We start from the raw sequence: 26,783 nt of genomic DNA, 5'->3' as shown, positions 1-26,783 counted from the left end.
TAATATCATATTAGTGTGATAAATTGTTACAACACTACGAAAATCTGCTGTAAAGCTATAAATCAAAAAGGTACGGATTACAGAAATGTAAAAACGCCAAAACCCTTTGTAAATAAAGGATTTTGGCCCTACTGTACCCACTAAGACATTCCAAAATTCATTAAAGCAAACATACCCAATCAAAGCCCTACAAAAATTCCACCTTTTCGATATAAATCAATTTCAAATTGTGTGTCTAAACGTAAAATGACTTCGAATGAAATTGTCTCCACATCACTAGAGCAACGTACTGTAATCAATTGTCCAGGTGTTAATGTTTCTGGTAGTTCAACTGAGAAGTTTGTAAATCGATCTAATTGTAATGATTCGTAATCTTCACCATGTTTAAATTGTAAAGGTAGTATGCCAACACCGATTAAATTATTTCGATGAATACGCTCAAAGCTCTTGGCAAAAATCGTTTTTACTCCTAAAAGAAGGGGACCTTTCGCCGCCCAATCTCGAGAGCTTCCATTCCCATAAAGTTCACCAGCAAAAATACAAAGTGGTGTATCTGTTTCCGCATATTTAACAGAAGCCTCATAGATAGACATAGTTTCACCAGATGGAATGTGTTTTGTAAAACCGCCTTCCTTAGGTGAGATTAATTTGTTTTTTAAACGAACATTTTGGAAAGTTCCACGTACCATCACTTCATGATTGCCTCTACGTGTACCGTAGGAATTAAAATCTTTTGGATCTACACCTTTTTCAACTAAATATTGTCCAGCTGGTGAATGTAATCTAATTGAACCAGCAGGTGATATATGATCCGTTGTAATTGAATCTCCTAAAACGAGCAATGGCATTAAACCTTGCAAAGTTTGCGATTTTTCTCTTGAGAAAAATGGTGATGGCTGTATATACGTCGATTGTTCATCCCAATTGAAATGTATTGATTGCTGTGATGGAATTGCCTCCCAACGTTTATTTTGGAAAATAGTTTTATAATTTTCTTCAAATAATGAAGCCGCAACAAATTCATCGATTATTTGCTGAATATCTTCTTTAGATGGCCAAATATCCTTTAAATAAACAGGCTTTCCATTAGGTGTTACTTGAATTGATTCTTCATCCAGATTTATTTGAACTGTACCAGCAAGTGAATAAGCTATGACAAGGGGAGGGGAAGCTAAAAAGTTCGCTTTAATTAATTGTTGTACCCTTGCTTCAAAATTTCGATTACCGCTTAAAATTGAAGCTGCTACGAGTCTATCTTGTTCTATTTCTTTCATCATTTGAGGTTGTAAATTCCCACTGTTCCCACAGCAGCTTGCACAGCCGTAACCATCAATATAATAGCCAAGTTTCTCTAATTCATTTAATAGTCCACTAGAAGCTAAGTACTTCGTCACAACTTTAGAACCTGGTGTGAAAGATGTTTTCGTAAAGCTAGGTACTTTTAAACCTAATTCATTTGCTTTTTTTGCAACAAGTCCAGCAGCAATCATTAGCTGTGGATTTGAAGTATTTGTACAGCTCGTAATGGAAGCTAATGCAATTTTTCCATGATGTTGAATATCTTCTTCTTTAATTCCTTGCTGATCGATACAGTATTTTTCAAATGCCTCTGGTAATGAGTTTAGTGATTGTTTAATTTCTGGGCGATTTGGACCAGCAATAACGGTTGAGACGTTATTCAAATCTAATGTTAGATGAATTGAATAGTTTGGAATTGTGGAAGGATTGTAGCTTAAGCATTGGCTATCAAAATATTGCTTTGCAAGTCGTATTTTCTCTGTACGATTCGTATCGATTAAATATTGATACGTTTTTTCATCTATTGGAAAATAACTTAATTGTGCGCCATATTCGGGAGCCATATTAGAAATAGTTGCGCGGTCTGCTACAGATAAACTATCTAAACCCTCACCAAAAAATTCAACGAAATTCCCTACGACTTCTTTTTCCTGACGTAAGAAATGTGTTATATAAAGAGCTAAATCTGTTGCGTTTGAAGTTTCAGGTAAACTCCCCTTTAGTTCAACACCGATTACTTTCGGGATTTTGAAGTAAATTGGGTTACCAAGCATGACGCTTTCCGCCTCAATTCCGCCAACACCCCAACCTAAAATACCTACCCCATTAACCATTGGTGTATGTGAATCAGTTCCAATAACAGAATCCGTCATAATGACATCATTATCAATCGAGATTAAATCCGTAAAATATTCTAGGTTTATTTGATGCACAATCCCGTTAGAAGGGGGGACAACACGTAATTTTTTAATACCTTGCTGAGCCCATTTAATGAAAGAATAGCGCTCTGCATTTTGCTCGTATTCTAAAGCGAGATTTTGTTCGAATGCATTCGACGAACCGGTAAATTGAATATTTAATGAATGATCGATGACTAAATCGACTGGGACAGCTGGTTCAATTTGCTCAAGCTGTTTCGATGATTTATATGTAGCTAAATCAACAAGTAATGGTATGCCGGTATAGTCCTGCAATACAATCCTTTTTGGGAAAAATGGTGTTTCAATTTGTTTATGCTGTGTTTCTTGCCAATTGATAAGTGCCGAAATCTGATGTTCCTCAACCGCCTGATGAGAACGATTTCTATCAATATTTTCAATTAACATTCGTATTGAGTATGGAAGAGAATGAATTGTAATACCGTGAGATTCAACTAGATTTGTTAAATCATTTTGAGTAGACAATAGATTGTTCATTAGACTGTACCCTCCAAAATTGAATTTGGAATGTAAATTTCTCCATCCATAATTTTTCTCGCATTTCGGTCAAGACCAACTGATCGAATATCACCAGTTTCACGATTCAGTTGTACATTTACAGTTGAAATGCCTGCAGGGTGTCCAATTTTAATTGTATGAAACTCTTGATCTAAATTTTTTGGAGATACTATTCGATTGGGAATTGTTCCTTCAAGTAAAATAGAAGCTGCTAAATTGTATAAACCACTGCCTGCATAACTTTTATGGAAGTTATTCATGGATACCATAGTTGAAAAAATATCATAATCATTAGCACTAACTTTTGTATCTGCATGTGTTATATAGTCTTTAGGTTTTTCAACAATTGCGATTTTCGGTATAGACGCAATTGAAACGGCTTCACTAATGGAAGGGGCAATGTCAGCTTCTACTGAAAGCATTGTTCGAATCGTATCTAAATAGTTTAGGGAGCCGGTATTTGTATTCGCTTCAAGAAATACAAAAGGGTTGATTATGTCAATAAATGAAACCTCTACTTCTTCACCATTTACTTCAATAGATGTTGTGCTACCTAAAGGAAGCGTTTTTCCTGTGACACTGCCTCCGGGATCCATAATACGAATCGTTAACTTTTCAGCAGGGAAATGAATGCCCGAAATTTTATAATCTGCATTTGAATAATCGATCGTTATTTCTACCGTTTTATTGATATTTTTATTAAAGGCTTTAACTGTTGTCTGTGCTTCTTTTTGTACATACCCTTCCTCTTCAGCATATAGACCAACGCTTGCCATTAAGTTTCCACATGTACCATTTCTGTTTACAATATTCGTTCCAATTCCAACTTGATAGAATGTGTAGCTTATATGATGATTTTCTGGAATATCGTCATGCACTACAATTACTTTACTCGTATGTGAGGAAGCACCACCTAATCCGTCCACTTGTGAAGGATTTTGCGCATCAATCGAAAACTTCACAATTTCATCAATTTGTTCTTTAGTAAATAAAGCTAAATCCTTCTCATTAAAGAAAATGCCTCGACTTGTACCACCCCGGTAAATTTTGCATGGAATTGAGGTTTGATTCATTGTTTTCACCCCTCTTCAGGAATTACAGGAAGAATTGTTTTAGCTATTTTATTGTCCAAATTTTCATAGCTATGCAGTTTAATCGTTTCGTATAATTGTGCACGTGTCTGCATTTGATCTAATACGCCACTTTGTGTTCCTTTTTCTAAAATTTCACTGTACAACAATTCATATGCTTTCGCGGCTACACGAAGAGAAGAAACAGGGTAAATAACAAGGGAATAGCCAAAATCTTCAAATTGCTTATCTGTGTAGTAAGGAGTTTTTCCGAATTCTGTCATGTTTGCAAGGAGTGGAATATTTAATGCAGCAGCAAAATCACGGAATTGCTTTTCAGACGTTAATGCTTCAGGGAATAAAACATCAGCTCCTGCTTCGATGTAACGCTGTAAACGGTTTAGTGCAGACTCTTCACCTTCAACACCTAGCGCGTCTGTTCTAGCAACAATAACTAGAGTAGGGGCGATTTCCTTAATCGTTTTAATTTTTTGGACCATTTCCTCCGTAGAAATTAAAGATTTTCCGTTTAAATGGCCACATTTTTTTGGTAAGTCTTGGTCTTCAATTTGAACGGCTGCCACTCGTTTTTCATATAGTTCACGAGCAGTTCGCGCAACGTTTAAAATACCACCAAAACCAGTATCGATATCGACTAATAAAGGTAAATTTGTCGCACGAATAATTTCTTGGGCACGACTTGCAACTTCATCCAAAGTAACAATGCCTAAATCAGGTAATCCCTTACTTGCAGTTAATGCAGCGCCAGATAAATACAAAGCTTCAAAACCTGTATTACGGGCTATTAACCCAGCCATTCCATCATGTGCACCAGCGATTTTTGTAATCGATGGTGATTTTGCTAAGTTTAAAAACGTTTCAGCTAATTGCTCTTGGGAATGTTGTTTTTCCACTAACCACGTCATAAAATATTTCCTCCTTGTAAAATCTCCTTTTCTATCAAAGTGATAAAAAAGGAGATTCGTAATTTTTATTAAGTTGTGTCTATTAATCTACTAATCCTGATTCAGTTAATAATTCAGTGTACATCTTCGTTTGTTCAGCTAAAAATTCTTTTGTTTCAGCACTATTTTTATAGAATGAAGTCCAGCCATTATTTGCAATTACTTCTTTCCAAGTGTCTGATTCAACTACAGCTTTTAATGAAGCGTCCCATGAAGCAATTTGTTCTTCTGTCATATTTGCAGGACCCATTACACCACGCCAATGTGGGAATACCATTTCTACACCTAGCTCAGTCCAAGTAGGAACATCCTCTAAGCCTTCAATTTTTTTGTCAGCTGTTACAGCAAGAATACGTAATTTTTTTGCTAAATGTTGTTCTTTTGATTCAGAAACAGCCATTGTCGCAACATCTACGTGGCCACCAAGAAGTGCAGTAACTACGTCTCCACCAGATTCATAAACCATAAAGTTTAATTTTGTTACATCAACACCAAATTCTTTTGCAGCGCGAACGAATGCTAAGTGGTCATTGTTTCCTAGACCAGGAGCAACAGCAATGTTTAATGAAGATGGATCTTCTTTTAATTGTTCCATTACTTCTTTAGCATTTTCGAATTCAGAATCAGTTTTAACTGCAACTGAAATCCATTCAGTTGATAAAATCGCTAAAGGTGTGAAATCTTCATATGTTAAATCACTTTGACCTAAAAGTTGGTTTGTAATAAGTAAGCTAGAGTTAATTGCTAAAGTATGAGCATCTTTTGATGATAGGTATTGCCAACCAACTTCACCGTTACCACCAGGTTTGTTAGTGACCGTTACATTTTGGTCAACAATATCATTTTCTTGTAGTGCTTTTTGAATTGTACGAGCCGTCATATCCCATCCCCCACCAGGAGTTGCCGGTGCCACAAGTTCAATGTTTTTCGATGGGAAGCTTCCACTAGTAGTTCCCCCGCCACATGCTGCGAGAATTAGAGTTAACGCAGCGATGAAAAATAACAAACTTTTTTTCATTATTCATTTCCCCCTTAATTGTTTCGAATATAAACTATATTCTTATTGCTAGATTAAATGATGAAACAAGAAATGTAACCGTTTTCTAAATTAAAATAATTAAATTCATAAAGTTCACGTAACACATTGTTTTTCAGGAACATGTTTCAAAGTAAACATCCGTATGAATGGTAAGAGTAAGAAAATAGTAATCACTCGAACCGTATGAATTGCAACGATTGTCGTTGGGTCAAGGTTTAAAGCAAATGCGGTAGATGACATTTCCGCTGCACCAGCAGGTACCGTTGCTAAAAGGCTTACTGAGTAGTTTAAACCTGACATCATTGAAAATATAAAGGCGATAAGAAAGCTAATCGCTAAAAATATAACTAAGCAAATAATGATAATCGGTCCTGCTGCTCTAATATTCTTCAAAGCTACTCTTGTTAACTTTTGACCAACTAAAGTTCCTAAAATAATCTGTCCAATAATGGGTATAAGCTGAAACTCCATATGCAGATTGAATGTAATATTAATCACAAAGCTTACAATCATTCCGATAAATAAAATCCCTAAAGGAATAGGGGATATTTTATCTAAATAGAAACTAATTCCTAATATAAAAATAATAAAAGGAATCGCTTGCCACTGAATAGATTGAAAAGCTAATAGAAAATCAGTAGGGGGTGGAGTAGGAATACTAACCCCTAAAATAATTGGTATTAATAAGACGAACATAACTATACGAAGTGAATGGTACGCTGCAACGGTACTTTCATCAGCACCAGCATCCTTACTACTTCCAATTACCTCAGAAGCCCCGCCAGGAATACAACAATAAATAGCTGTTGGTAAATCTAAGTTACTATTCTTATACATTATGAATGTGACTAGGACAAACGCCCCTAAAATTAACACCATCATCACAATCATCGGTAACGTATAACCAGCCAACATGGAAAAGAAAGATAACGATAAGCTAATTCCAAAACTACTCCCTAATAAAACTAGACCACCTTTAAAAACGTTGCGATGTATATTGAAATTCCCCCAAGTTAACGAGAAAACCATCCCTACAATTAATGAACCAAGTAGCCAGTTAGCAGGGAAATTAATCAATTCTAGGAAATAAGAAAAGAGAATTGCCACTACAAACATACAGAGAATTTTAATTTTCAAAAAATTCACCCTTTGAAAAAACTAGATTTTATAAGATAATATAAAAATACTATTAAATAGGTTCGTACAAATTTCTGATATAAAACAAGTAATTAGGTGAGTAAAATGTTGAAAAAATGGTCTTTACAAAATCAAATGATACTAATGACCACGTTACTTATTCTATTAATTACGATTATTTTTTCTATCTTCTTCATAAAGTTTGAAGTAGAGTCGACGTTTGATGAGACAGAAAGTATCGCATTACAATCTGCGAATGCCCTTGGACTAATTTCACATTTGGATACTCAATCTAAAAACTTTAAATGGAATAAATCTGCCAATGTGTTACGTATAAAAGACAAAATCGACGCAGACCTGATCCTACTCGAATACCGAGATGGCTTGCAAATTGAAGTAAATGAAGATGTTCACTTCAATGAAACCGACCCTTATTTAAACGACGACAACTATATGGCGCTAGTCTTTGGTGGTAACTATATTGTCAAGGAAGTCATTGATAATAAAGAAATGATCTTAGCGAAAGCACCGATTATGTCAGAAACAAAAGAAGTCGCTGGTGTCGTAACGATTGGGTTCGATAAACAGAAAGTAATTTACAAGTTTTTAAAGGAAATGACTCCGTTCATTTGGTTTACGTTCGGTATTTTAGTGCTCGGTTTCATACTTTCGTATTTCTTTGCAAAACATATCCGCAAAAAAACGCTTGGTTTAGAACCAGAAGAAATTACGAACTTATATATGGCTCGTAACTCTGTCCTGCAATCTGTAAATGAAGGAATCATCTCGCTAAACAATGAAAATAAAGTTACGCTTATTAACTATGCAGCTTACAAAATTTTTGAATCAAACGATAGCTCACAATCTGTTGATGTGCTTATTGATGAATTTATTCAAGAACTTCTTCAAGAAAATAAATTATATCGTCTCAACGAAGAACGAGTTTTAAATAAGAAGTATATTCTATTAAACGTTACACCAATTGTTGAGAAAAACGAAACGCTTGGGACAGTATTGACGATGTCGGAAATTACTGAGTACCGAAAAATTTTAACTGCCTATAAAGAAATAAAAACATATTCAGATGAATTACGTGCGCAGACCCATGAATTTACAAATAAGCTATATGCCATTTCTGGATTACTACAGCTTAAAGAGTATGATGAAGCGGTTAAGTTAATCCAAAAACAATCGAACAAACAAGATATTCAAAATGAAATATTATTTAACCAAATACAAGACAAAAATATTCAAGCAATTCTTGTAGGCAAGCTTGCAAAAGCATCAGAGATGAAAATTAAATTTTACATTGATGAAAATAGCTATATCGATTCTCCAATTGAACATATAGATCAAAATGATTTGATCGTTTTATTAAGCAATTTAATAGACAATGCCATTGAAGCCGTTAACCCATTTGGAGGAGTGGTAACGTTTTTTGCAAGTGACATAGGAACCGACATAATATTTGAAATTTCTGATGATGGTCCTGGCATAAAATTTGATAATATCCAAAATATTTTTGAAAAGGGTATATCATCGAAAAAAGAGAAGGACCACGGTTTCGGACTATACAATGTCAAAAAAATTGTTCAAAAATATAATGGTGTCATTGAGTTAAATCAAGAACAACTAACAATCTTTACTGTTTCGATACCAAAAATACCAAAACTAAATGAGGTGATACTATGATACAAGTGTTAATCGTTGAGGATGATTTTAGAATCGCTTCCATCCATCAACAGTTACTTAACAAAATAAAAGGAGTAAATGTCATTGGTACTGTCGGTTCGGGTGATGAAGTTATAAACTTTCTTCAAAAGAATAATGAAGTAAACTTAATCTTACTCGATATTTACATACCAAATAAACTTGGTATTGAGCTGATTCCAGAAATCCGTAGTCAGTTTCCTAAGATTGATATAATTGTTATTAGTGCCTCTACGGAGAAGGATCATGTTGAGCGATGTTTAAAATATGGTGTATTGTACTACTTCATTAAGCCATTAACATTTGAAAAACTAGAGCAAACAATTCAAAGCTATGCTCAAAAGAAAATGCTGATGGAAAATCAAGTTGAAATCGATCAAGGGTTTATCGATTCCATTTTTAATAAGGAAGTACATACAGAAAAAGCTCAATATCCTAAAGGAATTGACCCACTGTCTCTTGAAAACGCTCGCAATATTTTAAAAGGTTTTGCAGACTACATTACAACAGAAGAAATGGCAGAAAAAATGGGCGTTTCAAGAACAACAGCCCGACGTTACTTAGAGTATTTAGTATCAACAAACGAGATTAAAGCAGAGCTCGTTTATGGTATCGTCGGAAGACCAGAACGAAAATATATTGTGAAGTTTATTAAAAGCTGATACTTAATCGTATCAGCTTTTATCTTATTGAGATTGTAAACGTTTCTTTTGTCGGTAGGACATGTAAATTGGATACACTAATGATAGAACGATTAACACTACTAAAGTAATCGCGATCGGTGAACTAAAGAAAATATCTATACTTCCTTTTGACGCAACGATACTTTTTCTGAAATTCTGTTCCATTTCAGAACCGACAATTACTGCTAAAATGAGCGGTGCAATTGGGAAGTCCAACACTTTCATGATCAATCCTACAATTCCGAAGATTAATAGAATATAGAAATCAATGATGACATAGTTCATCGTGTAAGCTCCGATGAATGCTAATATTAAGATGATTGGATACAGGACACGTGCTGGTATATCTAGCACTTTTACGAAAACTCCAACCATGAAAATATTAATTAAAAATAAGAAAATGTTACCGAAGAACAGAGCATTAATTAAACTCCATACAATATTTGGATCGCTTTCAAATAATAATGGACCTGGTTTTACCCCTAACATAATTAGGGCTCCTAACATTACAGCTGTAGTACCAGAACCAGGAATACCCATTGTAAGTAATGGAACGAACGCACCAACTGCAGCAGCGTTGTTCGCAGTTTCAGGAGCAGCTAAACCTTCAATAGCACCTTTACCAAACTTCTCTGGATGTTTCGATAATTGCTTTTCAGTCGTATAAGACATTAATGAGGCGATCGAGCCACCCGCACCTGGTAAAATACCGATTAAGAAACCGATTGGAGAAGCGCGGAACATCGCCCATTTTGAATCCTTCCAATCTTGTTTCGAAATCCATACTCTTCCGTATTTTGTTTTTTGCTCTAATGGATTGTTAATTGTTAAGTAGTTGTACAAAATCTCACCGACAGCATAAATACCGATAATAACAACTAGGAAATCAATCCCGTCTGATAGTAAAACGTTATCAAATGTGAAACGGTCTACACCACTTTGTAAGTCAATTCCAACTGTACTAATAATCAGACCGATTCCCATTGAGATGAAACCTTTAATAATATTCCCCATCGATAAGGATACAACGGCTGATAATGTAAATAGCATTAATAAGAAATACTCAGCTGGACCAAACTGTAACGCAAAACCTGCTAATGGCTCTGCTAATAAAACGAAGCCGAATACTGCGAATGCACCACCGACTAATGAGCCAATTGCTGTAATAGCAATCGCTTGTCCTGCACGCCCCTGTTTAGCCATTTGATACCCGTCGAATGTTGCAGCTACTGCAGATCCATCTCCAGGTGTGTTAATCAAAATTGAACTTAAAGATCCACCATACATCGCCCCGTAATAAATTGTCGCCATTAAAATTAAGGCACTAATTGGGTCCATCCCGAATGTAATCGGTATTAATACTGCGATAGCAGTAGCAGGTCCAAGCCCAGGAAGCATCCCTACAATAGTCCCTAAAAATCCACCGAATACTACATATAGTAAATTTTCAGGTCGCATAACGGTTAGAAAACCTTCTAATAATCCTTGTAAATCCATACTTTCACCTCCAATTTGAAATCATATGATTATGGTAAACTTACATCTAATAATTGTGTGAATACGTACCAAGTCCCGATACTGAATAGAACAGACACGAGAATATTTGTAAGCCATTTGTTTTTACCATTAACTAAGAATAAAAGTACACCTAAGAATAAAATGGTTGAAATTAAGTAACCTAAACGCTCAAAAATTAAAGTGTATATTAGTGAAAATACAAGCGTTGCGATTATTAAGATTAAAGTATCTTTTTTAAATACTTTCTTTACATCTTCACTAACTTCATAATGAGCTAAAAATTCTTTAATAAAATACACAATGCTCATCACGATAAAGAAAATCGCAACGATCATAGGGAAATATTTAGGTGCATCAGCATCCCCAAGCCGAGCAGCAGGTAAAGTTAATGTCATGATTAAGTAAACGACACCTATCAAAATACAAATAGATGGAACGATCAGTCTTGCGAGTGTCATAATTGTCCTCCTTTCTAGCTCCAGATATGTAATGTATTTAAAATACTAATTGCTGCAAATAAATTTGTAACCGTTTTCAATATAAAAAATAAAAACAACAAAAAAATCATTTTGTTCATAAAATTTATGGGGATTAGGGAAAGGGAGTATGTGAGAGGATACTACTTAGAATCGATTTTTGTTGTAGATACTTTGCTAGATTGAATCGTGTACTTAATGGAGGTCGTACTAAGTTATATCACGACTTAGGAGGAATCATTTTTATAGGGGCATTTCAGTCTGTAATTGTGGTAGAGACTACCGAGGTCTCCATAAATGAGTGAAACTAGCTTAGTTTAATCATCCAAGCTGGTTTATTATATAGTAGAAATTATCTTAGGTGTGGCGTTTCGAGTCTCTTAGCGCTCAGCCTGTCCATCGCCCATGTGGACTACGTTGGGCTCAACTTTAGTGGGATACGGTCGGTGGTGCCGCTTTAGTCACCGCCAAGAGATTTCCTAGCTAGTGCACAGGACGCCTGTTTGTCGGCAAATGAGCGTAAGAAATGCAAATTGGCAAAATACACGCGTATAAGTTTAAGTATTGGAGTTTCTGGACGCTGGTTCGACTCCCGCCGTCTCCATAATTAAGAACAAAATGAACGCCAAAAACCTACACCAGCTTGTACAACTAAACCTTCATTTTAAAATATATCCACTCCACAGGGCAAAATGTGTAAGTTGATTAAAATACCAATAGAATTATATAAATGTAAAATATATCAATATTTGGGTTATAATTACTGCATACTTAATTTTTTAATATGAATATTAGTATAAATTATTATTAAAGGAGTGGTTTTTTTAATGAGGTTAAAGGAAATATCTATCAAAAAGTTATTTGGAATATTTGATCATGATATCAAACTAAATATTGATAGAGGAATAACAATTGTAATTGGTGAGAATGGTTTAGGGAAAACGAAAATATTAGAAATGGTAGAGGCTTTTTTTAAAGGCGAATTTTATAAGCTTACAAACGTAGAATATGATAGTTTTATATTTAAATTTGAAGATAATGTTTTCTGGGAAATAAATCTTTAAGAATGAATCTAAAGAAAGAGAAGTTTCGCTTTCTATTAGTCAAAAAGGAAAAGAATTAAAAGAAGAAGAAGCATTTTTACTAGAATTGGATGTATATACTCCAGATGCAATTAGAAGAGAAGCGTTGAGTATTGCAAGAATGAGTAATACTTTAAGACGAGTGGGTAGTGATACATGGGAACATAGATATAACGGTGAACTCTATAATTCATTAGAAATAGTTGAGAAATTCGGTGGGAATTACAGAAGATATAATAATATTTTTTTAAAAGATCTTGATCTACCTTTATGGTTTATTGAAAGATTTGAGAGGGTACAAGTTTCTTTAATCGAAACGCAACGAGTTTTCAATTTTGAAAATCCTGATCGAGCCCCTATTGAAACTGTTAAAAAATTTTCAAGAGAGTTAACTGAATTAATTAAACAAAAATTAACTGAGTCAACAGAGTTGTCTTCCAAGTTAGATAGAACATACCCTAATAGACTAGTAAACGAATTGAAAAGAGGAAATCGTAACGTATCAGAGGTTGATTTGAATGATGAACTTAAAGCATTAGAGGATAAACGTAGTCTACTTGATGAAGTTGGTTTAGTGGAAACTGATAAAAATTCAGATCTTCTTTTAATAGATAAACCAGAAGATACAGTGAAAAATGTTCTGAAGTTATATGTTAAAGATAGCTTTGAGAAATTAAGTATATTTGATGAAATAGCAGAAAAAATTAGATTGTTATTAAAAATTATAAATGAAAGATTTAACCATAAAAAGTTATTCGTAAATAAAGAGGAGGGGTTTTCCTTTAAATCTACAGTACTTAAAGAGGGAGATAATTATAGAGAAATTCCACTGGAACAACTCTCTTCTGGAGAAAAAATGAGTTGATATTATTTTATCATTTAATATTTAATACTAGTCCTAATTCTTTAATTTTAATTGATGAACCAGAAATATCATTACATATTTCATGGCAAAATAAATTTATTTCAGATTTGAAGGAGATTCACAAAATAAATAAACTAGATATTCTAATAGCAACACATTCCCCAGATATTATTTCAAATAACTGGGATTTGAAAGTTGAATTAAAAGGGGTGGAATAAATGTTTGAGCATATGACACCTGAAAGAACTGCAAATGCAATTATGCAAGACACCACATTTAAAGGGTTATATATAATTGTAGAGGGTACGAAAGATTTTAATCTTTATAATAAATTTTTAAAAACTGGTGATACAGTGGGCATTACGCAGGTGGGGGGGAAACAAAAAGTAATAGAGGTAATAAATATATTAAATGAACGACAGTTTAATGGAAAAATTGGTATTGTAGATTCTGACTTTTATAAAATTTTGGAGGAAGATCAATTAATAGAGGATATCTTTTATACTGATTATCATGATAGTGAAGTTATGATGTTCGAATCTCCTGCATTAGAAACAGTATTAAATACCTATGTTACAAATGAAAAATTAGATAAGTTTTTGAATGGAAGAGAAGTAAGGGATATTGTATTGAATATTGCTAAAGAAATTGGGATATTGAAACTAGCTAACCACTTACATAATTGGGGATTGGCATTTAAACCTAAACAGATTATCGTTTGTTGAATTCGCCCTATAAAAAAGACGGTTATACTTGGTACAGGCATACGTACATGAATTGGCATAAGCAATTTCCTTTTTATTCGGAGAAGACGATTAGTCGAGGCTTTTTGAGCTTAGAAAAGGATCGCATCATTATTTCGACCCATGTCTACAACCCAGCTAAAGTCATGAAAACGAAATGGTATCGAATTGATTACGAGGAATTGTATCGTCAACTAGGTATGCAATATGACCCCATCAGTGAAACCCTTGTTGGTGTTGGACAACACCCGGAAGTTCACTCAGAAATTTCTCATGCCATTGTAAGTCAAAACGACTGCAACAAAAATACAAAAGATTCTACAATTGTCGGCCAGTTTGTACCAGAATTGGAGGACAAAGAAGTGCCATATATAAAAGAAGAATTTAAAGAAGAAATAAAAAAGAAAAAACATATTGTCGAGAAAAGTCTCGACGTTGTTGCAGAAGTTATTGAGTACTTAAACAAAAAAACAAATCGAAACTATCGCATTAACAATCTTTCAACCCAGAGGTTCATTAATGCTAGATTAAAAGAAGGCTACAAACTAGAGGACTTTAAAGATGTAATTAATGTCAAAGTAAAACAATGGCTACGTGATCCAAAAATGAAAACTTACTTAAGGCCGAGCACATTATTTAGCCCCACTAACTTTGAGAACTATTTAGTCGAAGCAAAAGAAAAACGTAGACCAGCGCGGATACGTGAAATAAAACCAATCGAACTAGATTTTACTTTGGGGGAGGAAGATTAAAGGGAATAGGAGGACAGGCAGTGCGGCTGAGCATAGGTCGTAACATATAGCGGGTGGGACTACTCGACCCTTTTCCAAAGCGTCCCCTCGGCCCAGGTTTGCATAGGAAAGGATAAAAAGGAATCTTAATACACAATTATGGTTATTATAGAATAAGAATATTCATAGTTTAGTTTGATTAGTGGATAGGAAGGATTTCACATAAATTAACGGTAAAGTTAAAATTAGGAAGGAACATAAACAAATAACGACAACTTTCTATGGGGTTTATTTCATTAGTATTAATAATTTTGGAGGTGTATTATTTGAAGATTGACCATTTAGTTGTAAATGTTGATAGTTTTGTACAAGAAGATAAAAGTTTTATAAAAAAAGTCCACTCACTAGGTCTTCCATATGAGCCAAAATGGGGTAAAGGTACAAGAGGCTTTAAGGTATCGAACATATGGATTGGGAGTGAATACTTTGAACTGATTAGAATTAAAACAATTAATGGTGGGGGATGGATAAAAAGTTGGACTGAGGATTATCATAGTGGGCATAGGGGACTTATTGGTTTTGCGTTAGAAGTAGATGATATTGAAGCTACCTATCAAAAGCTTTTAAGACAAAACATTGAAGTATCAGCGCCAGAACCATTAAAATATAAATGGTTCTTTAATCTACTAAGTAAGACGATGCCTTGGAAAAACTCATATTTGCCTAAATTTGAAGGAATGCCTTTTCAATTTTTCTTACAACAGCTTAATGATGAAAAAAGCAAAGCATATATGCAACAGTACATGGTACCGAATAGTAGGGAGACGAACATTAATGGGATATTAGAAGTAAGGATTTATGGCATATTGACTGAACATGATAAAAAGATTATTAAAGCACTTTTTCAAGAGTATGAAATACGAGATAGTACAATCATTGTTTCACTTGGGGGACAAACTATTTCTTTTGTTGAATCTGAAAAACATTCAATTGAAGTAATATTGGACTGTGTGAATGAAGAAAAATCTACTAAGCAACTTGAAATAGGAAATTTAATAATTAAAAATAGTTAAACATGATGGGTTTTACGAACTCAAAAAACCATCCAAATTTAACTTGGATGGTTTTTGTTGAATTTGAAAATATAGTTATTAAGTAGTTTTTTGGACCAATTTATCGTTCTTACATTGGATAAACCCAGTGTAAGAACAATCATATCTTTGCTTGTTAAACGGGATTGGAATATCCCAATCAGCTAATTTGCTCAAAGTAAATTATGTTTCTCAACGAATTTAACAGCATCTGCTCTAGATTCTACGTTTAACAAAGCAAATATTTGAGATAAATATCTTTCAACAGTTCGTTGGGTTACTTTTAATTCTACAGCTAGGGCTTTATTGGTGTACCCCTCTGTAATAAGTCTTAATATCTTCTTTTCTTTTTCAGTTAACTGGAGATTAGACTTCATCGTTTGTAGTTTAAACATATTATTTAGAAAGTCTAAAAAATCCAATGAGAGAATCATTTCCTTGTTAATCGCTGAATAAATGGTACGTATTATCTTTTCTTTAGAAGCTGTTTTAGACAGAATACCTTCGACTTTTTTTTCTAAAAGTAGGGGATAATAATCAGAAACGTTATATCCGGTATAAAGTATAATAGATGCCGTTGGTTGCATGGATTTTATCTGTTGTGCTAAAGTTATCCCATTTAAAGGCATATTAATATCAATTAAATACACATCAAAAGGTTCAGTTGCGATTCTTTTAAGTACTTTTGTGAAATCAGTTTCTATTTCTACATCTATATCTTTAATTCCTTGAAAAAGATTTTTGGTTCCTTCTAAAACAATAGGGTGATCATCAACTATAAGAAGTGAAGTCAAGTTGCTCACTCCTTTCGGAAATATTTATTACAATAGTTAACCCCTCTTGAAGATTAGTTTCTAATTTAAAAGATCCATTGAATATTTTAACTTTTTCTGTGATACCTCTTATGCCCATAGAGGTTTTGGCGTTTATTTTATTATTATTTTTTTATTGATGCGAGTGAGTAGTATATCTGAATTCTAGTAACTCTATCGATTTTACGTTAACTATAGTAATTTATCAGTTGACGTAAACTGGTTTATTATTTATATTTTACGTTAACAACATATTTTAATCGGTTAACGTAAAGGAGGCTATTATGGAAACGATATCGAAAGTTCAGTCATGGCGAACGGTTGATTTAATTTATTGCGGAGTATTTGCAACCTTAATGATGATCGGCGCAAATATTACATCAATTGTTCCGTTCCTGACAGTCGGTGGTGTACCGATTACTTTACAAACCTTTTTTGCCGTATTAGCTGGGCTCATATTAGGTAGCAAAAAAGGGGCGATTGCTTGTACAGTTTATATGCTAATTGGTTTAGCTGGAGCACCGGTCTTTTCAGGATTTAAAGGTGGTATTTCATCGATTCTATCACCTACATTTGGTTTTATAATTACATTTATTTTATGTGCTTATGTGGCCGGGCTGATCGTTGAGCGCTTCAAAACGCGAAAGTCATATATTATTGCAGCTCTATTTGCCACATTTTTAAACTACATTTTAGGTACGAACTGGATGTATGGCGCGTACAAGCTATGGTTTGCAGCACCAGAAGGGTTTTCGTATCAATTAGCTTGGCTGTGGATGATTCCACCAATGCCAAAGGATTTTGTACTTGCGATTTTTGCCAGTATTCTTGCTTACAGACTTCAAAAAACCTTAAAAATCATACCAATAAAATAACAAAGGGGTCTTATGATGAACTGGATTACACTTGCTCAAGAAGTAATTGATGGGAAAGTTTTAACTGATGAAGAGGCAATGGCATTTTTAGAGGCTGATGATGATGAATTATTACCAATTATGCAAGGTGCTTTTACCATCCGCAAACATTACTTTGGTAAAAAAGTTAAGCTGAATATGATTATTAATGCAAAAAGTGGCTACTGCCCGGAAAACTGTGGATATTGTTCACAATCGTCAATCTCTACTGCACCGATCGAAAAATATCCATTCATTACAAAAGAAGAAATTTTAGAAGGTGCTAAGCAGGCTTTTGAAAATAACATTGGAACGTTTTGTATTGTAGCAAGCGGTAGAGGGCCAACTCGTAAAGATGTGAATGTTGTAAGTGAAGCTGTTAAAGAAATTAAAGAAAAATACGGTTTAAAAGTATGTGCATGTTTAGGTTTATTAAAAGAAGAGCAGGCAGAACAACTTAAAGATGCTGGTGTAGATCGCTACAATCACAATCTGAACACATCTGCTCGTCACCATGATTACATTACAACATCTCATACGTATGAAGATCGAGTAAATACGGTGGAAATTGCGAAAAAACATGGCCTATCTCCATGTTCTGGAGCAATTATCGGAATGAAAGAAACGAAACAGGACGTTATTGATATTGCTCGCGCATTACGAGAACTAGATGCTGATTCTATACCGATTAACTTTTTAAATGCCATCGACGGAACAAAGCTTGAAGGTACAAAAGAATTAAATCCTCGTTATTGCTTAAAGGTATTAGCTTTATTCCGCTATATTAATCCGACAAAAGAAATACGGATTGCCGGCGGTCGTGAAGTAAACCTTGGATCCCTGCAACCACTGGGATTGTATGCTGCAAATAGTATATTCGTAGGGGATTATTTAACAACAGCTGGACAAGAAGAGAACCAAGATTATGTGATGTTAAAAGATTTAGGTTTTGAAATTGAGCTAGCGGAGAAACAGGCTGCTCTATTATAGTTAGCTTAGATAAATAAAAAAGTGAAATCAGCGTTGTTATTTCACTTTTTTCGTTTCTTTTATATAGTTTAGTGGAGGGAAATAACTGGAAATTTTTCCTTTATTGGCTGAATGATGCTTGTTTTGAGGGCTAATAAGAGGAGTTTTTCCGGTTATGTGAAATAAAACCCCTCTTTTTTACGTTTTTCAGGGTTTTAACCGGAATCCCTCCGCCTATTTCGGCTATTTTTTATTTTATTTCCAAGTTAAGCGGAATTATTCCGACTATACTTTAAACGACTAGACATAACCCAACTAGTAACAGCACTGCTAAAAGAAAGGTTTTGCCAGCCTATGTTTTAATTAGAAATCATCCAACCGTAATATTCACTTTCACTGTCGATTCATTTCGCTCGATTTCATGAATATTCCAATTCCCAGAAATGAATTGTTTAATACCAGCTAACTGATCCTCACTAATTTCTAAGTTAAGGTATCCGTTTTCTACTTGTTCATAGTCATTTTCGGTAATTTGGAATTTTAGTCTCATCAGGTTTTTCAGTCCATTTCTTGTAACGAAACTAACTTTATAACCATCTTCAATAATAGATTTAAATGCTTCCTCGTCTTCAGCAAGTTCTATTAGTCTTTCAAACTTAAAGTCTTTAGAAAACTCTCTCCACGTATCCACATCTTTATTAAGTGTTTTTTGTATTATTTCCTCATTTGAAACCCCGTTACTTCGAACTGTTTCGATGATAAATGCATCCATTAAATTGATTGTATTTAATGTCATGTTGGTTCCTCCTATTATTGTTTGTGCACCAGGTGCACGTTATTTAACCAAATTTACCATCCGAAAGGAGCTGCACTGTAAAAGTGATTTGACCCAACCTCCATAAATCTTTTGGTCTTACTCGACCACGTTTAAAATTTTTGCGTCGAATTTCCAGTGTTACATGTTTTGAAGCTTCTTCAGAATTCATCGTAATGGATTTTTTTCAAGTTGTTTTAGAGTGGTGGTCCTCTATCATCATCACCACACAATTTCATCCGGGTAATCCTGAGCAAATCGAATTTCAGATGGATGGCAGCTGTTTCTTTTTGCGGCTGCTTCAATCTCTGCCTTTACTAACTGATAATCCGAAGAATCCTGTGTAAATCGCTTGGCTAAAATACTTAACTTTTTAAGACGTTGTGCTTTACTCATTTGAAGCCAATCTATATTTTGTATATCTATGTATTGCGTGAAAAATCCTTTGTACATAAGAGATGTGGGGTTCATCATCTTTTTTAAGGAACTGAATTGGCCAGAAGTCAATGTTTCCTCAAGTAATTTCGCAACAATCGATTGGAACTTCCGGGCAGTCATAATATTTGCATCCCATGCATGGGCCTTTTCACGTTTTGAATAGGTTTGAATAAAATTCTCAAGTGAAAAGACAATAAACAGAAGTTCGGGCCACAATGTTTCGAAAGATAGATATAGATTGTGCTTGGAACCCACAAGTGATAGGAAAGCCATTTGTTCATCATCTAGTCCGTGGCTTTTAAAAAACGCATTTCGGTGTCCCATATTTGCATGGCGTAAATCGTAGCAAAGACCAAGTACACGAATTCGTACTTGATAATGATCCTTTACGGTTTCCTCAGTGCCTACCAAATTATGTAGCGCGTTATATAAATCCTCAAAATCCTCCTGATCTCCTTTAAGTAAAACTCCGGTTAAATTTGGTGTGTTTTCAACTGTAAGCATATGAAACTCCTCTTCAAGTTCGTTTTCTCCATTGTATAATAGGATACATAAGATGTTTAGTAAATCTACCATTTAGGATGGAGTAAGAAAATCAATGAAAAAAGAAATCGAAGAATTAACGCTATTATTACTATATCTAACATCATGGAAAGAGGAAGATCTACCAGAAACAATGCGAAGAAGCTGGAAGGGGTATTCATTTGAGGCGCTTAACCAATTAATAGAACAAGACTATTTAAGAGGAAGCAACAAAGCAAAATCGATTTACTTAACTAAGGGTGGAGTCGAACAAGCAAAACAGCTAATAAAGAAATACCTAGGAGAAATTAAGAATGAATCTGAATAATTTTGAACAGTATGTCGAACCAATCATACTTGAGCGTGGAAATACCTACTATAGACAGGATCTGGTTGAACAAATTATTGAGTTAGGCGCAGATGAATATAGTATAGAAGTTCTAGGAAGTGAAAGTTATGAAGTTTATATAGCGTTAAGCCCAAACAAGGATATCATTCAAAGCAAATGTAACTGTCCATATGATTATAGTAATATATGCAAGCATCAAGTGGTGGCTTTTTATGCATTGAAAAATCTGTGTAAAGGCAGTAATCTATTTTGTAAAAAGTTTTGATAATTGAAATTAAAAACATTCGAAACACTATTGTTAATGATTTTGAGAAAAATTTCATTTACTATAGAAACAGAGTGTATAGAAATTAGGTGAATATTATGACAGAGGAAAAACAATGCCCAGTTTGCTATTGCTATATAGAAGTAGAAGACGGAGCAGGCTATTGTATAATATGTGATGAAGTTGTTTATGAGGAAGACGGTGAATTACATAGTGATTTATTCCGTTATTTTTAATATTTTTGAACAACTTCGTTAGAAGCAATCTCACTAGATGGAGGCAATAATATGTCGGCCTTTACAATGCAGATTTATATAAACGAGCAAAACGAGTGCAGGATATCTTGATTGTTTCGGGGGAGTATTGAAAAAAATGATTCAAGATAAGTTTTGGAAAATCGGTCGAAATGGTCCATGTATATGTGGAAGTGGCAAGAAATTTAAGAAATGCTGTGGGGAATAATGATATGACATTCATTTTTCAATTGTTTGTTCAGATAGATAAACGAAAAAAAGGGTTGGAAACAAAAGTTTCCAACCTATAAATTTATTTCTCCCTAAGCTCTTGAAATTTACGACTTCGTACTTCTCTCAATAGCGTCTTCCCAGCTTGGGAAATAATATAGTGCATTTTTCATTAATTCTGGATTTGTCTTTTTGATTTCTTTCTTACGAAGAGGCTGTCCTTCTCTTTGCACTAATTCTGCAATTTTACGAACTACTTCATCCACACTCATAGTGGTTTCCATGTTAATTCCTCCATTTATTGTATTCATTTACATCTTTGCCAAGTAAATAAATTAAAATACCATTTTGAAGGATATTTTCTGTAAATGGTTTTTCAATGGAACAGATGCCTCAAATTTCCAATGAGTTTTCATAAAAAATTCCAATCGGAACCTAGTCAAAACAAAGTCGTCTAAATCCGGTACAAATGAAGCTTTTTCTACTCACATTCCTCGCATTTAGGATAAGATAGGATGGAAACAAATCTAGAGGTGGCAATAATTCAATGAACAGATACGACTATGTGAAAAGACAATTAGCAAAAACAAATAAGAAAAATGATGAGAACTACATCATTACGAGAATTTGGCACTTACTTGATAATTATGATATTAAGATAAACACGCAACAGTATGTCATTCGATCGACAAACAATGAGAAACTTGAATATGGATTAATTGATTTGTATTTTCCGCAGTTTAATTTGGCAGTCGAAATTGACGAAGAACATCATAAAACGGAACTAAATCAATCATTAGATGAAATTAGAAAAAATGATATTGTGAATGCTTTAAACTGTGAGTTTGTACGAATCGATGCGACACAGCCTGTTGAGAAAATTCATGAAAAGATCGACGAGGTTGTTCAAAAGATTCTTTTGCTTACAAAGGAACCATGGTTTATTCCTTGGGATCTGGAAAAAGATTATGATCCACAAACTTATATTGAGCAAGGGTACATTGATGCGGATGACAATGTTTCATTAAGGAGAGTAGTGGATTGTTGTAATGTGTTTGGGGCTGGATATGAAGGCTTACAAGGTAGTGGGGCAGCGCATAAATTTGAAAAGGATACAGATATCAAACGATTGAAATTTTTCCCGAATGGTACATGGAATAACGAGCTTCTTGAAAATGAGGAAGTGTTTACGGAATTCAACACCGACAAAGAGGAAAATGAAGCATATTTCCAAAAGAGAATGTATCAGTTAAATCAAAAAACAGCATTGTTTGCCTATGCCAAAACATCCTCTGGTAGTTTTGAAGCAGTATTTAAGGGGCTTTATCAATTAAATCATGAGAAGAGTAAGAGAACAAATATCCTTACATATGATCGAATTTCCACATTAATGCCGACTTACTATCCAAGTAATGTGGAACAGCCTACTCGAATTGCGGAAGCATATCATCAGAATGGCTATAAAGTTGCCCATTTCTATACTGAAGAGCAAATTAGGAAATTTGAAGATAAATATGGTGAGCGGTACAAAATAATAAGAATAATTGATATTAATAAATAAAACAGTGACTCTTCTGGTATCTGAATGAGATTATCGATTGATGATCCGGAACTGTGGAAGAAAATCAATTGGGATGAAGAGTTTAAAAATGTAAAGATTATACCTAATGTTGAGGTTGAGATTGTTAAAGCAGGTAGTATCTATTAAGAGATACCGCCTGTTTTTATTAAGTAGTTTGTTCATATGTTCTCATTAGATTTTTAGTTGTGCTTTAGAACCATCCGCTGTTTGATGAAAACTTTTCCTCATAAGAATTTTCTTAAAATTAAACTGTGCAGCCAAGACACCTATTAAAATAAGAATTGCTCCTAAGAAGAACCTTTCATCAAATCGAAAAAAGGGAGTGATAATGACCTTATACGAGTATTAAAAGAAACCCATATTACCCCTAATATTAAATTTGAACTGTCAGATGACCAAGCTATTATTTCAATGGTGGAGAATGGGATGGGAATTAGTATCCTTCCAGAAATGGTTTTCCTCACAATAGGAAGGCGGTTTTTTTATATATAGGTGAACGATTTACGAGAGACGTACATACTTTCATATACTACAAAATCAGGAGGAGATGATAACCGAGGGGGATTACCGATGGATTTTTCAAAACAATTCGATAAGATCAAGGACTCAGTGGTAAATATCTGTGTTCTTAATAATACAGAAGAGAAGAAAATAGTATCGTCTGGAACAGGTGTATTGATTGGTGATGGTACTAAAATCATAACATGTGCTCATTGCATTAAGCCTAAACTTGTAAATACAGCAAGATTTTCAGGTCAAGGTAATGCTCAAAAATGTAATGTTATTTTCAATGATTCCAAAACAGATATTGCAATTTTGGAAGTTAGTAAGTCCCTTGGTAAAGGGGTTGATATAAGAGATTCATCAACGGTGAAGATTGGGCAGGAGGCATTTGTAGTTGGATTTCCTTTGAATATAAAAAAGATCACTGCACTTTCAGCCAATATTGCAGGATTTGAACCGTTGAATGATTTTAAATTAATTCGACTTGATTCATCTATTAACTTCGGAAATTCTGGTGGTCCATTATTTAATGCGGATGGAGAATTAGTTGGCATAGTAAATGCCAAACATGGACCGCTTTCTTATATGTTAACAGAACTGAAACAGGCTAAGCCAAAAGTTGAATTATTGGATCATGATAACCTTGTTGGTCTTATCCTATATTTAATCAATCAAATGGAAAGAAATTTGAATCTTGGTATTGGGTATGCGATTCCTATCAATACAGTTGGCGAGCGTGTGGAAATAGTCAATTCACTGATAAAAAGGGGTAAATGATTTTAATTTCTTCGTCCTAGTATTGTGCAGTAACTCTTGATAACCATAATGAAAACCCCTGCTGATTAGGGGTTTTTAATTTTGGTTTTATTTTGTGAGGAAATAAAAAAATAACCCAACGAAAAGTAAACATTAGGTAACAAAAATAATTTTTCATAATAATTTTTAGAGTCTCATAAAAGAGGCCACACTAATAAAAAATCTTATCGTTATAAAAAAGTATTTAGAGAAGTTAGGGAGATTCAAATGCTACTCACAAACACAACTGTCATACAAAGAGAAATGACTTCAAACCAACTAAAATATATCGCAATTATCCTTATGTTTTTTGATCATATGTTTGCGATGTTTCTTGATCAGAGTAGTTTGGAAGGGGCACTATCTCGCATACCAGGAAGAGTTGTAGCACCGATTATGTGTTATTTAATTGCTGAAGGATATTTTTACACTTCGAATGTACATAAATACATTAAAAGGTTACTGATTTTCGCTGCAATATCACATTTTCCATACGTTATCTATTTCCATATCACATGGTGGCGCGGAACGAGTGTCTTTTGGTCGTTAGCTTTAGGGTTAATCGCATTAACAATTGCGAAAAACGAAAAGTATCCACTTTATTTAAGAGTACTTGGAATAATTGCTTGCTGTATTCTAGCTGTTCCTGCTGATTGGTATTATATCGGGGTACTATGGATATTGTTCTTTGGATTATTTAGGGGAGATATCGGTAAGCAATTGCTTAGTTTTTCGGTTATAGGTGTGCTTCATGTTGCTCATTCCATTTATGATTATGGTTGGTTGTGGGCAAATCAATTAGCAATATTTTTAGCGATCCCTTTACTACTATTGTATAAAGGAAAACAAGGTAAGAAATCCAAAATTTTAAAATGGGGATTCTATATCTTTTATCCGTTGCATCTATTATTATTATATTATATCTATATAATGATTTTTGCTTAACGGAGGAGGATATATGACAAGATTATTTAGTAGAAAATATTCTATTTTTTTCCCACTTCTGTTGGCATTTATTTTTCTACTATCAGCCTGTTCAGCTTCGTCTTCTAGCAATGAAGTAGAAGATAATGAAGATTTAAATAATGAAATAGCAACTCCTGAAGAAAAAATTCCGACTGTTGTACAACCTCCCACTCCTAAACCAGAACTATACGAGGGAGATCTGGAATTGCCAGTAATCGGTGCAACAGGATTTACTTCTGTTCAGTTAGAGTTAAAAGAATCTGCAAGTCAAGATTCTAAAACTGTTCAGCTACTTGAACCAGGTACTGCTTTTGAAATCATCCAAGAGGATGGTGATTGGTGGTTCATACAAAATGAAACTTCAAATGGATGGGTATTGCATAAGTATTGTTTTATTAATTTGCCAGATGTAATCCCGTCCATTATTTATGATAATACCAATACGTATTCTGCTAAATATGTATCTTCAGGAAAGTCAATTCCTAATATTACAGGACAACCTCTTTACCAAGGTAAAACTTTCAATAAGAGACTTGGAAAAGAAGAATTCATAGTCCCTGTATTATATTCCATGTCTAAAAAGATTCATCTCGCACAGCAATACGCATTAGCGGATGGGAACTCTTTGCTTATCTACGAAGGATATCGACCTTATGCTGCTCAACAAGCCATTGTAAATGAATTATCTAAACTAGCTACGATTGATTTTGAGGTTGCTGCTGGAATTAGTACGGCTCCATGGTCGATCAATTGGTTTATTGCAACAAATGTTTCGAATCATCAAGTTGGTTATGCAATCGATGTAAGCTTAGCAAAGGTAAACTCAATTGAGTCGGTTGTGATTGGAAATTATGCAGTTAATGAAATCACTAACTATACAGAGTATACAATGCCGACACCAATTCACGAGTTGAGCTTCGCCTCAGCTACATTCAAATACCCTGTTTCAGCCATTTCTCCAACAGCTTGGAAAAATGTTAAGTTATCTGACAAAATGAACGAAGCAGCCATCAATCTTCAAACTTATAATACAAAAGCCGGGCTTACACCGTTAGCATCTGAATGGTGGCATTTTAATGATTTAGATGCGTTGAATGAAGTGAAGGATAATAGTAGCGATGGAGGATATGTTTTAACGGAAATTTATAGTGAAATTCCGTCTACTAATCAAAATTCGAAGGAATAGATTTAGCTCATATCTTAATGAAAAGAAACCAATTTGAAATTTGGTTTCTTTTTTATATACCAGTTGTAAAATGCCAAAATCCTTCAAGAATTATTTACAATACTAGAAAAAATAATAAGAATTAATTGAACATTTCAATTTTTTATGTATAATGAAATGAATTACATAACGTGTCGAAATAGGTGCTTATGAAAATAAGCTTAAAAGGGAAGCTTGGTGAAAATCCAACACTGTCCCGCAACTGTAAATTCGGAGCAATTCAAAAGAAGCCACTGTGAGAATGGGAAGGCATTGAATTGCGTTGATGAAAAGTCAGGAGACCTGCCTATTTAAGTGCACACCAAATACCTACGAGGAAATAGGTGGTGTCTGTGCGAGT

At 34.2% G+C, this 26,783-nt stretch carries 31 protein-coding genes, 1 other RNA gene and 1 riboswitch; of the genes, 21 read left to right on the top strand and 11 right to left on the bottom strand.

Annotated features, from left to right (window positions below):
• Window positions 1–179: 179 nt before the first annotated feature.
• From acnA to ACOQFO_RS03510, 5 genes are all read right to left on the bottom strand, one after another.
• Window positions 180–2,714, bottom strand: a complete 2,535-nt coding sequence (gene acnA, locus ACOQFO_RS03530; RefSeq protein WP_421688324.1) for an aconitate hydratase AcnA — start codon at window positions 2,712–2,714, stop codon at window positions 180–182.
• Window positions 2,714–3,808 carry a PrpF domain-containing protein gene (locus ACOQFO_RS03525; RefSeq protein WP_421688323.1) on the bottom strand — a complete coding sequence of 365 codons (1,095 nt, stop codon included), beginning with the start codon at window positions 3,806–3,808 and terminating at the stop codon, window positions 2,714–2,716. The genes acnA and ACOQFO_RS03525 overlap by 1 nt, the downstream gene beginning before the upstream one ends.
• A gap of 5 nt (window positions 3,809–3,813) precedes the next feature.
• Window positions 3,814–4,731, bottom strand: a complete 918-nt coding sequence (gene prpB / locus ACOQFO_RS03520; RefSeq protein WP_421688322.1) for a methylisocitrate lyase — start codon at window positions 4,729–4,731, stop codon at window positions 3,814–3,816.
• 82 nt (window positions 4,732–4,813) lie between these two features.
• A complete protein-coding gene (locus ACOQFO_RS03515) occupies window positions 4,814–5,788 on the bottom strand; it encodes a tripartite tricarboxylate transporter substrate binding protein (RefSeq protein ID WP_421688321.1) in 975 nt (324 codons plus the stop codon).
• 114 nt (window positions 5,789–5,902) lie between these two features.
• Entirely contained in the window at window positions 5,903–6,946 is a 1,044-nt protein-coding gene (locus ACOQFO_RS03510; RefSeq protein ID WP_421688320.1) for an AbrB family transcriptional regulator, read from the bottom strand.
• A gap of 105 nt (window positions 6,947–7,051) precedes the next feature.
• On the opposite strand from ACOQFO_RS03510, the gene ACOQFO_RS03505 reads away from it, so the two are divergent.
• Together ACOQFO_RS03505 and ACOQFO_RS03500 are read left to right on the top strand one after the other, a co-directional pair.
• Window positions 7,052–8,638, top strand: coding sequence for a sensor histidine kinase (locus ACOQFO_RS03505; protein ID WP_421688319.1), 1,587 nt, complete (start codon window positions 7,052–7,054; stop codon window positions 8,636–8,638).
• A complete protein-coding gene (locus tag ACOQFO_RS03500; RefSeq protein WP_421688318.1) occupies window positions 8,635–9,318 on the top strand; it encodes a response regulator in 684 nt (227 codons plus the stop codon). The genes ACOQFO_RS03505 and ACOQFO_RS03500 overlap by 4 nt, the downstream gene beginning before the upstream one ends.
• Window positions 9,319–9,342: 24 nt before the next feature.
• On the opposite strand, the gene ACOQFO_RS03495 is transcribed toward ACOQFO_RS03500, so the two are convergent.
• Complete coding sequence (locus tag ACOQFO_RS03495; RefSeq protein WP_421688317.1) at window positions 9,343–10,836, bottom strand: tripartite tricarboxylate transporter permease; 1,494 nt, start codon at window positions 10,834–10,836, stop codon at window positions 9,343–9,345.
• Between the two features lie 29 nt (window positions 10,837–10,865).
• Entirely contained in the window at window positions 10,866–11,315 is a 450-nt protein-coding gene (locus tag ACOQFO_RS03490) for a tripartite tricarboxylate transporter TctB family protein (protein WP_421688316.1), read from the bottom strand.
• Between the two features lie 363 nt (window positions 11,316–11,678).
• On the opposite strand from ACOQFO_RS03490, the gene ssrA reads away from it, so the two are divergent.
• From ssrA to ACOQFO_RS03455, 7 genes are all read left to right on the top strand, one after another.
• Window positions 11,679–11,940: a transfer-messenger RNA gene (gene ssrA / locus ACOQFO_RS03485) on the top strand.
• A 220-nt stretch (window positions 11,941–12,160) separates the two neighbouring features.
• Window positions 12,161–12,397, top strand: a complete 237-nt coding sequence (locus ACOQFO_RS03480) for an AAA family ATPase (RefSeq protein WP_421688315.1) — start codon at window positions 12,161–12,163, stop codon at window positions 12,395–12,397.
• Between the two features lie 85 nt (window positions 12,398–12,482).
• Window positions 12,483–13,280 (top strand): hypothetical protein, encoded by a 798-nt coding sequence (locus ACOQFO_RS03475; protein WP_421688314.1) that lies wholly within the window; start codon window positions 12,483–12,485, stop codon window positions 13,278–13,280.
• Window positions 13,277–13,498 carry an AAA family ATPase gene (locus ACOQFO_RS03470; protein WP_421688313.1) on the top strand — a complete coding sequence of 74 codons (222 nt, stop codon included), beginning with the start codon at window positions 13,277–13,279 and terminating at the stop codon, window positions 13,496–13,498. The genes ACOQFO_RS03475 and ACOQFO_RS03470 overlap by 4 nt, the downstream gene beginning before the upstream one ends.
• Window positions 13,499–14,005: a DUF4435 domain-containing protein gene (locus ACOQFO_RS03465; protein ID WP_421688312.1), complete on the top strand. Its 507-nt coding sequence runs from the start codon at window positions 13,499–13,501 to the stop codon at window positions 14,003–14,005.
• 104 nt (window positions 14,006–14,109) lie between these two features.
• Complete coding sequence (locus ACOQFO_RS03460) at window positions 14,110–14,775, top strand: conserved phage C-terminal domain-containing protein (protein ID WP_421688311.1); 666 nt, start codon at window positions 14,110–14,112, stop codon at window positions 14,773–14,775.
• Window positions 14,776–15,080: 305 nt separating this feature from the next.
• A complete protein-coding gene (locus tag ACOQFO_RS03455) occupies window positions 15,081–15,827 on the top strand; it encodes a VOC family protein (RefSeq protein WP_421688310.1) in 747 nt (248 codons plus the stop codon).
• Window positions 15,828–16,018: 191 nt separating this feature from the next.
• On the opposite strand, the gene ACOQFO_RS03450 is transcribed toward ACOQFO_RS03455, so the two are convergent.
• Entirely contained in the window at window positions 16,019–16,648 is a 630-nt protein-coding gene (locus ACOQFO_RS03450) for a response regulator (protein ID WP_421688309.1), read from the bottom strand.
• 293 nt (window positions 16,649–16,941) lie between these two features.
• Here ACOQFO_RS03450 and ACOQFO_RS03445 point away from each other — a divergent pair, with 293 nt between their 5' ends.
• Entirely contained in the window at window positions 16,942–17,532 is a 591-nt protein-coding gene (locus ACOQFO_RS03445) for a biotin transporter BioY (protein WP_421688308.1), read from the top strand.
• A gap of 15 nt (window positions 17,533–17,547) precedes the next feature.
• Entirely contained in the window at window positions 17,548–18,540 is a 993-nt protein-coding gene (gene bioB, locus ACOQFO_RS03440; RefSeq protein ID WP_421688307.1) for a biotin synthase BioB, read from the top strand.
• Between the two features lie 349 nt (window positions 18,541–18,889).
• On the opposite strand, the gene ACOQFO_RS03435 is transcribed toward bioB, so the two are convergent.
• Together ACOQFO_RS03435 and ACOQFO_RS03430 are read right to left on the bottom strand one after the other, a co-directional pair.
• The gene (locus ACOQFO_RS03435; RefSeq protein WP_421688306.1) at window positions 18,890–19,315 is read right to left on the bottom strand and encodes a hypothetical protein; all 426 of its coding nucleotides are present in this window, start codon (window positions 19,313–19,315) and stop codon (window positions 18,890–18,892) included.
• Window positions 19,316–19,555: 240 nt separating this feature from the next.
• Complete coding sequence (locus ACOQFO_RS03430; protein ID WP_421688305.1) at window positions 19,556–20,275, bottom strand: DUF6904 family protein; 720 nt, start codon at window positions 20,273–20,275, stop codon at window positions 19,556–19,558.
• Window positions 20,276–20,369: 94 nt separating this feature from the next.
• On the opposite strand from ACOQFO_RS03430, the gene ACOQFO_RS03425 reads away from it, so the two are divergent.
• The 4 genes from ACOQFO_RS03425 (at window position 20,370) to ACOQFO_RS03410 (ending at window position 21,369) form a co-directional block, all read left to right on the top strand.
• The gene (locus ACOQFO_RS03425; RefSeq protein WP_421688304.1) at window positions 20,370–20,621 is read left to right on the top strand and encodes a DUF6429 family protein; all 252 of its coding nucleotides are present in this window, start codon (window positions 20,370–20,372) and stop codon (window positions 20,619–20,621) included.
• A complete protein-coding gene (locus tag ACOQFO_RS03420; RefSeq protein WP_421688303.1) occupies window positions 20,608–20,907 on the top strand; it encodes an SWIM zinc finger family protein in 300 nt (99 codons plus the stop codon). Before ACOQFO_RS03425 ends, ACOQFO_RS03420 begins: the two co-directional genes overlap by 14 nt.
• A gap of 98 nt (window positions 20,908–21,005) precedes the next feature.
• A complete protein-coding gene (locus ACOQFO_RS03415; RefSeq protein ID WP_421688302.1) occupies window positions 21,006–21,143 on the top strand; it encodes a hypothetical protein in 138 nt (45 codons plus the stop codon).
• 136 nt (window positions 21,144–21,279) lie between these two features.
• A complete protein-coding gene (locus ACOQFO_RS03410; protein ID WP_421688301.1) occupies window positions 21,280–21,369 on the top strand; it encodes an SEC-C metal-binding domain-containing protein in 90 nt (29 codons plus the stop codon).
• 109 nt (window positions 21,370–21,478) lie between these two features.
• Here ACOQFO_RS03410 and ACOQFO_RS03405 read toward each other — a convergent pair whose 3' ends face one another.
• Entirely contained in the window at window positions 21,479–21,655 is a 177-nt protein-coding gene (locus tag ACOQFO_RS03405; RefSeq protein WP_421688300.1) for a hypothetical protein, read from the bottom strand.
• A 263-nt stretch (window positions 21,656–21,918) separates the two neighbouring features.
• Here ACOQFO_RS03405 and ACOQFO_RS03400 point away from each other — a divergent pair, with 263 nt between their 5' ends.
• The 6 genes from ACOQFO_RS03400 to ACOQFO_RS03375 all read left to right on the top strand — a co-directional run bounded on the left by ACOQFO_RS03400 (window position 21,919) and on the right by ACOQFO_RS03375 (window position 26,404).
• Window positions 21,919–22,932, top strand: coding sequence for an AbaSI family restriction endonuclease (locus ACOQFO_RS03400; RefSeq protein WP_421688299.1), 1,014 nt, complete (start codon window positions 21,919–21,921; stop codon window positions 22,930–22,932).
• Between the two features lie 24 nt (window positions 22,933–22,956).
• Complete coding sequence (locus ACOQFO_RS03395; protein ID WP_421688298.1) at window positions 22,957–23,079, top strand: hypothetical protein; 123 nt, start codon at window positions 22,957–22,959, stop codon at window positions 23,077–23,079.
• A gap of 177 nt (window positions 23,080–23,256) precedes the next feature.
• The gene (locus ACOQFO_RS03390; protein WP_421688341.1) at window positions 23,257–23,445 is read left to right on the top strand and encodes a LysR family transcriptional regulator substrate-binding protein; all 189 of its coding nucleotides are present in this window, start codon (window positions 23,257–23,259) and stop codon (window positions 23,443–23,445) included.
• Between the two features lie 78 nt (window positions 23,446–23,523).
• The gene (locus ACOQFO_RS03385; RefSeq protein WP_421688297.1) at window positions 23,524–24,234 is read left to right on the top strand and encodes a S1 family peptidase; all 711 of its coding nucleotides are present in this window, start codon (window positions 23,524–23,526) and stop codon (window positions 24,232–24,234) included.
• Window positions 24,235–24,480: 246 nt separating this feature from the next.
• Complete coding sequence (locus ACOQFO_RS03380; protein WP_421688296.1) at window positions 24,481–25,197, top strand: TraX family protein; 717 nt, start codon at window positions 24,481–24,483, stop codon at window positions 25,195–25,197.
• A gap of 13 nt (window positions 25,198–25,210) precedes the next feature.
• Entirely contained in the window at window positions 25,211–26,404 is a 1,194-nt protein-coding gene (locus ACOQFO_RS03375; RefSeq protein ID WP_421688295.1) for a M15 family metallopeptidase, read from the top strand.
• Between the two features lie 163 nt (window positions 26,405–26,567).
• Window positions 26,568–26,747, top strand: a riboswitch (cobalamin riboswitch).
• The last annotated feature ends 36 nt before the right edge of the window (window positions 26,748–26,783 follow it).

Origin of the sequence: Ureibacillus sp. MALMAid1270, from assembly GCF_049202975.1 — a bacterium.
Taxonomy (GTDB): domain Bacteria; phylum Bacillota; class Bacilli; order Bacillales_A; family Planococcaceae; genus Ureibacillus.
This window is presented reverse-complemented; position numbering and strand designations above follow the sequence as displayed.

Excerpts from the sequence above, each read along its gene's own strand:
- acnA (WP_421688324.1), bottom strand. The coding sequence starts at position 2,714 with ATGAACAATCTATTGTCTACTCAAAATGATTTAACAAATCTAGTTGAA.
- ACOQFO_RS03525 (WP_421688323.1), bottom strand. The coding sequence starts at position 3,808 with ATGAATCAAACCTCAATTCCATGCAAAATTTACCGGGGTGGTACAAGT.
- prpB (WP_421688322.1), bottom strand. The coding sequence starts at position 4,731 with ATGACGTGGTTAGTGGAAAAACAACATTCCCAAGAGCAATTAGCTGAA.
- ACOQFO_RS03515 (WP_421688321.1), bottom strand. The coding sequence starts at position 5,788 with ATGAAAAAAAGTTTGTTATTTTTCATCGCTGCGTTAACTCTAATTCTC.
- ACOQFO_RS03505 (WP_421688319.1), top strand. The coding sequence starts at position 7,052 with ATGTTGAAAAAATGGTCTTTACAAAATCAAATGATACTAATGACCACG.
- ACOQFO_RS03500 (WP_421688318.1), top strand. The coding sequence starts at position 8,635 with ATGATACAAGTGTTAATCGTTGAGGATGATTTTAGAATCGCTTCCATC.
- ACOQFO_RS03495 (WP_421688317.1), bottom strand. The coding sequence starts at position 10,836 with ATGGATTTACAAGGATTATTAGAAGGTTTTCTAACCGTTATGCGACCT.
- ACOQFO_RS03490 (WP_421688316.1), bottom strand. The coding sequence starts at position 11,315 with ATGACACTCGCAAGACTGATCGTTCCATCTATTTGTATTTTGATAGGT.
- ACOQFO_RS03480 (WP_421688315.1), top strand. The coding sequence starts at position 12,161 with ATGAGGTTAAAGGAAATATCTATCAAAAAGTTATTTGGAATATTTGAT.
- ACOQFO_RS03465 (WP_421688312.1), top strand. The coding sequence starts at position 13,499 with ATGTTTGAGCATATGACACCTGAAAGAACTGCAAATGCAATTATGCAA.
- ACOQFO_RS03445 (WP_421688308.1), top strand. The coding sequence starts at position 16,942 with ATGGAAACGATATCGAAAGTTCAGTCATGGCGAACGGTTGATTTAATT.
- bioB (WP_421688307.1), top strand. The coding sequence starts at position 17,548 with ATGAACTGGATTACACTTGCTCAAGAAGTAATTGATGGGAAAGTTTTA.
- ACOQFO_RS03435 (WP_421688306.1), bottom strand. The coding sequence starts at position 19,315 with ATGACATTAAATACAATCAATTTAATGGATGCATTTATCATCGAAACA.
- ACOQFO_RS03430 (WP_421688305.1), bottom strand. The coding sequence starts at position 20,275 with ATGCTTACAGTTGAAAACACACCAAATTTAACCGGAGTTTTACTTAAA.
- ACOQFO_RS03425 (WP_421688304.1), top strand. The coding sequence starts at position 20,370 with ATGAAAAAAGAAATCGAAGAATTAACGCTATTATTACTATATCTAACA.
- ACOQFO_RS03420 (WP_421688303.1), top strand. The coding sequence starts at position 20,608 with ATGAATCTGAATAATTTTGAACAGTATGTCGAACCAATCATACTTGAG.
- ACOQFO_RS03415 (WP_421688302.1), top strand. The coding sequence starts at position 21,006 with ATGACAGAGGAAAAACAATGCCCAGTTTGCTATTGCTATATAGAAGTA.
- ACOQFO_RS03410 (WP_421688301.1), top strand. The coding sequence starts at position 21,280 with ATGATTCAAGATAAGTTTTGGAAAATCGGTCGAAATGGTCCATGTATA.
- ACOQFO_RS03405 (WP_421688300.1), bottom strand. The coding sequence starts at position 21,655 with ATGGAAACCACTATGAGTGTGGATGAAGTAGTTCGTAAAATTGCAGAA.
- ACOQFO_RS03400 (WP_421688299.1), top strand. The coding sequence starts at position 21,919 with ATGAACAGATACGACTATGTGAAAAGACAATTAGCAAAAACAAATAAG.
- ACOQFO_RS03395 (WP_421688298.1), top strand. The coding sequence starts at position 22,957 with ATGAGATTATCGATTGATGATCCGGAACTGTGGAAGAAAATCAATTGG.
- ACOQFO_RS03385 (WP_421688297.1), top strand. The coding sequence starts at position 23,524 with ATGGATTTTTCAAAACAATTCGATAAGATCAAGGACTCAGTGGTAAAT.
- ACOQFO_RS03380 (WP_421688296.1), top strand. The coding sequence starts at position 24,481 with ATGCTACTCACAAACACAACTGTCATACAAAGAGAAATGACTTCAAAC.
- ACOQFO_RS03375 (WP_421688295.1), top strand. The coding sequence starts at position 25,211 with ATGACAAGATTATTTAGTAGAAAATATTCTATTTTTTTCCCACTTCTG.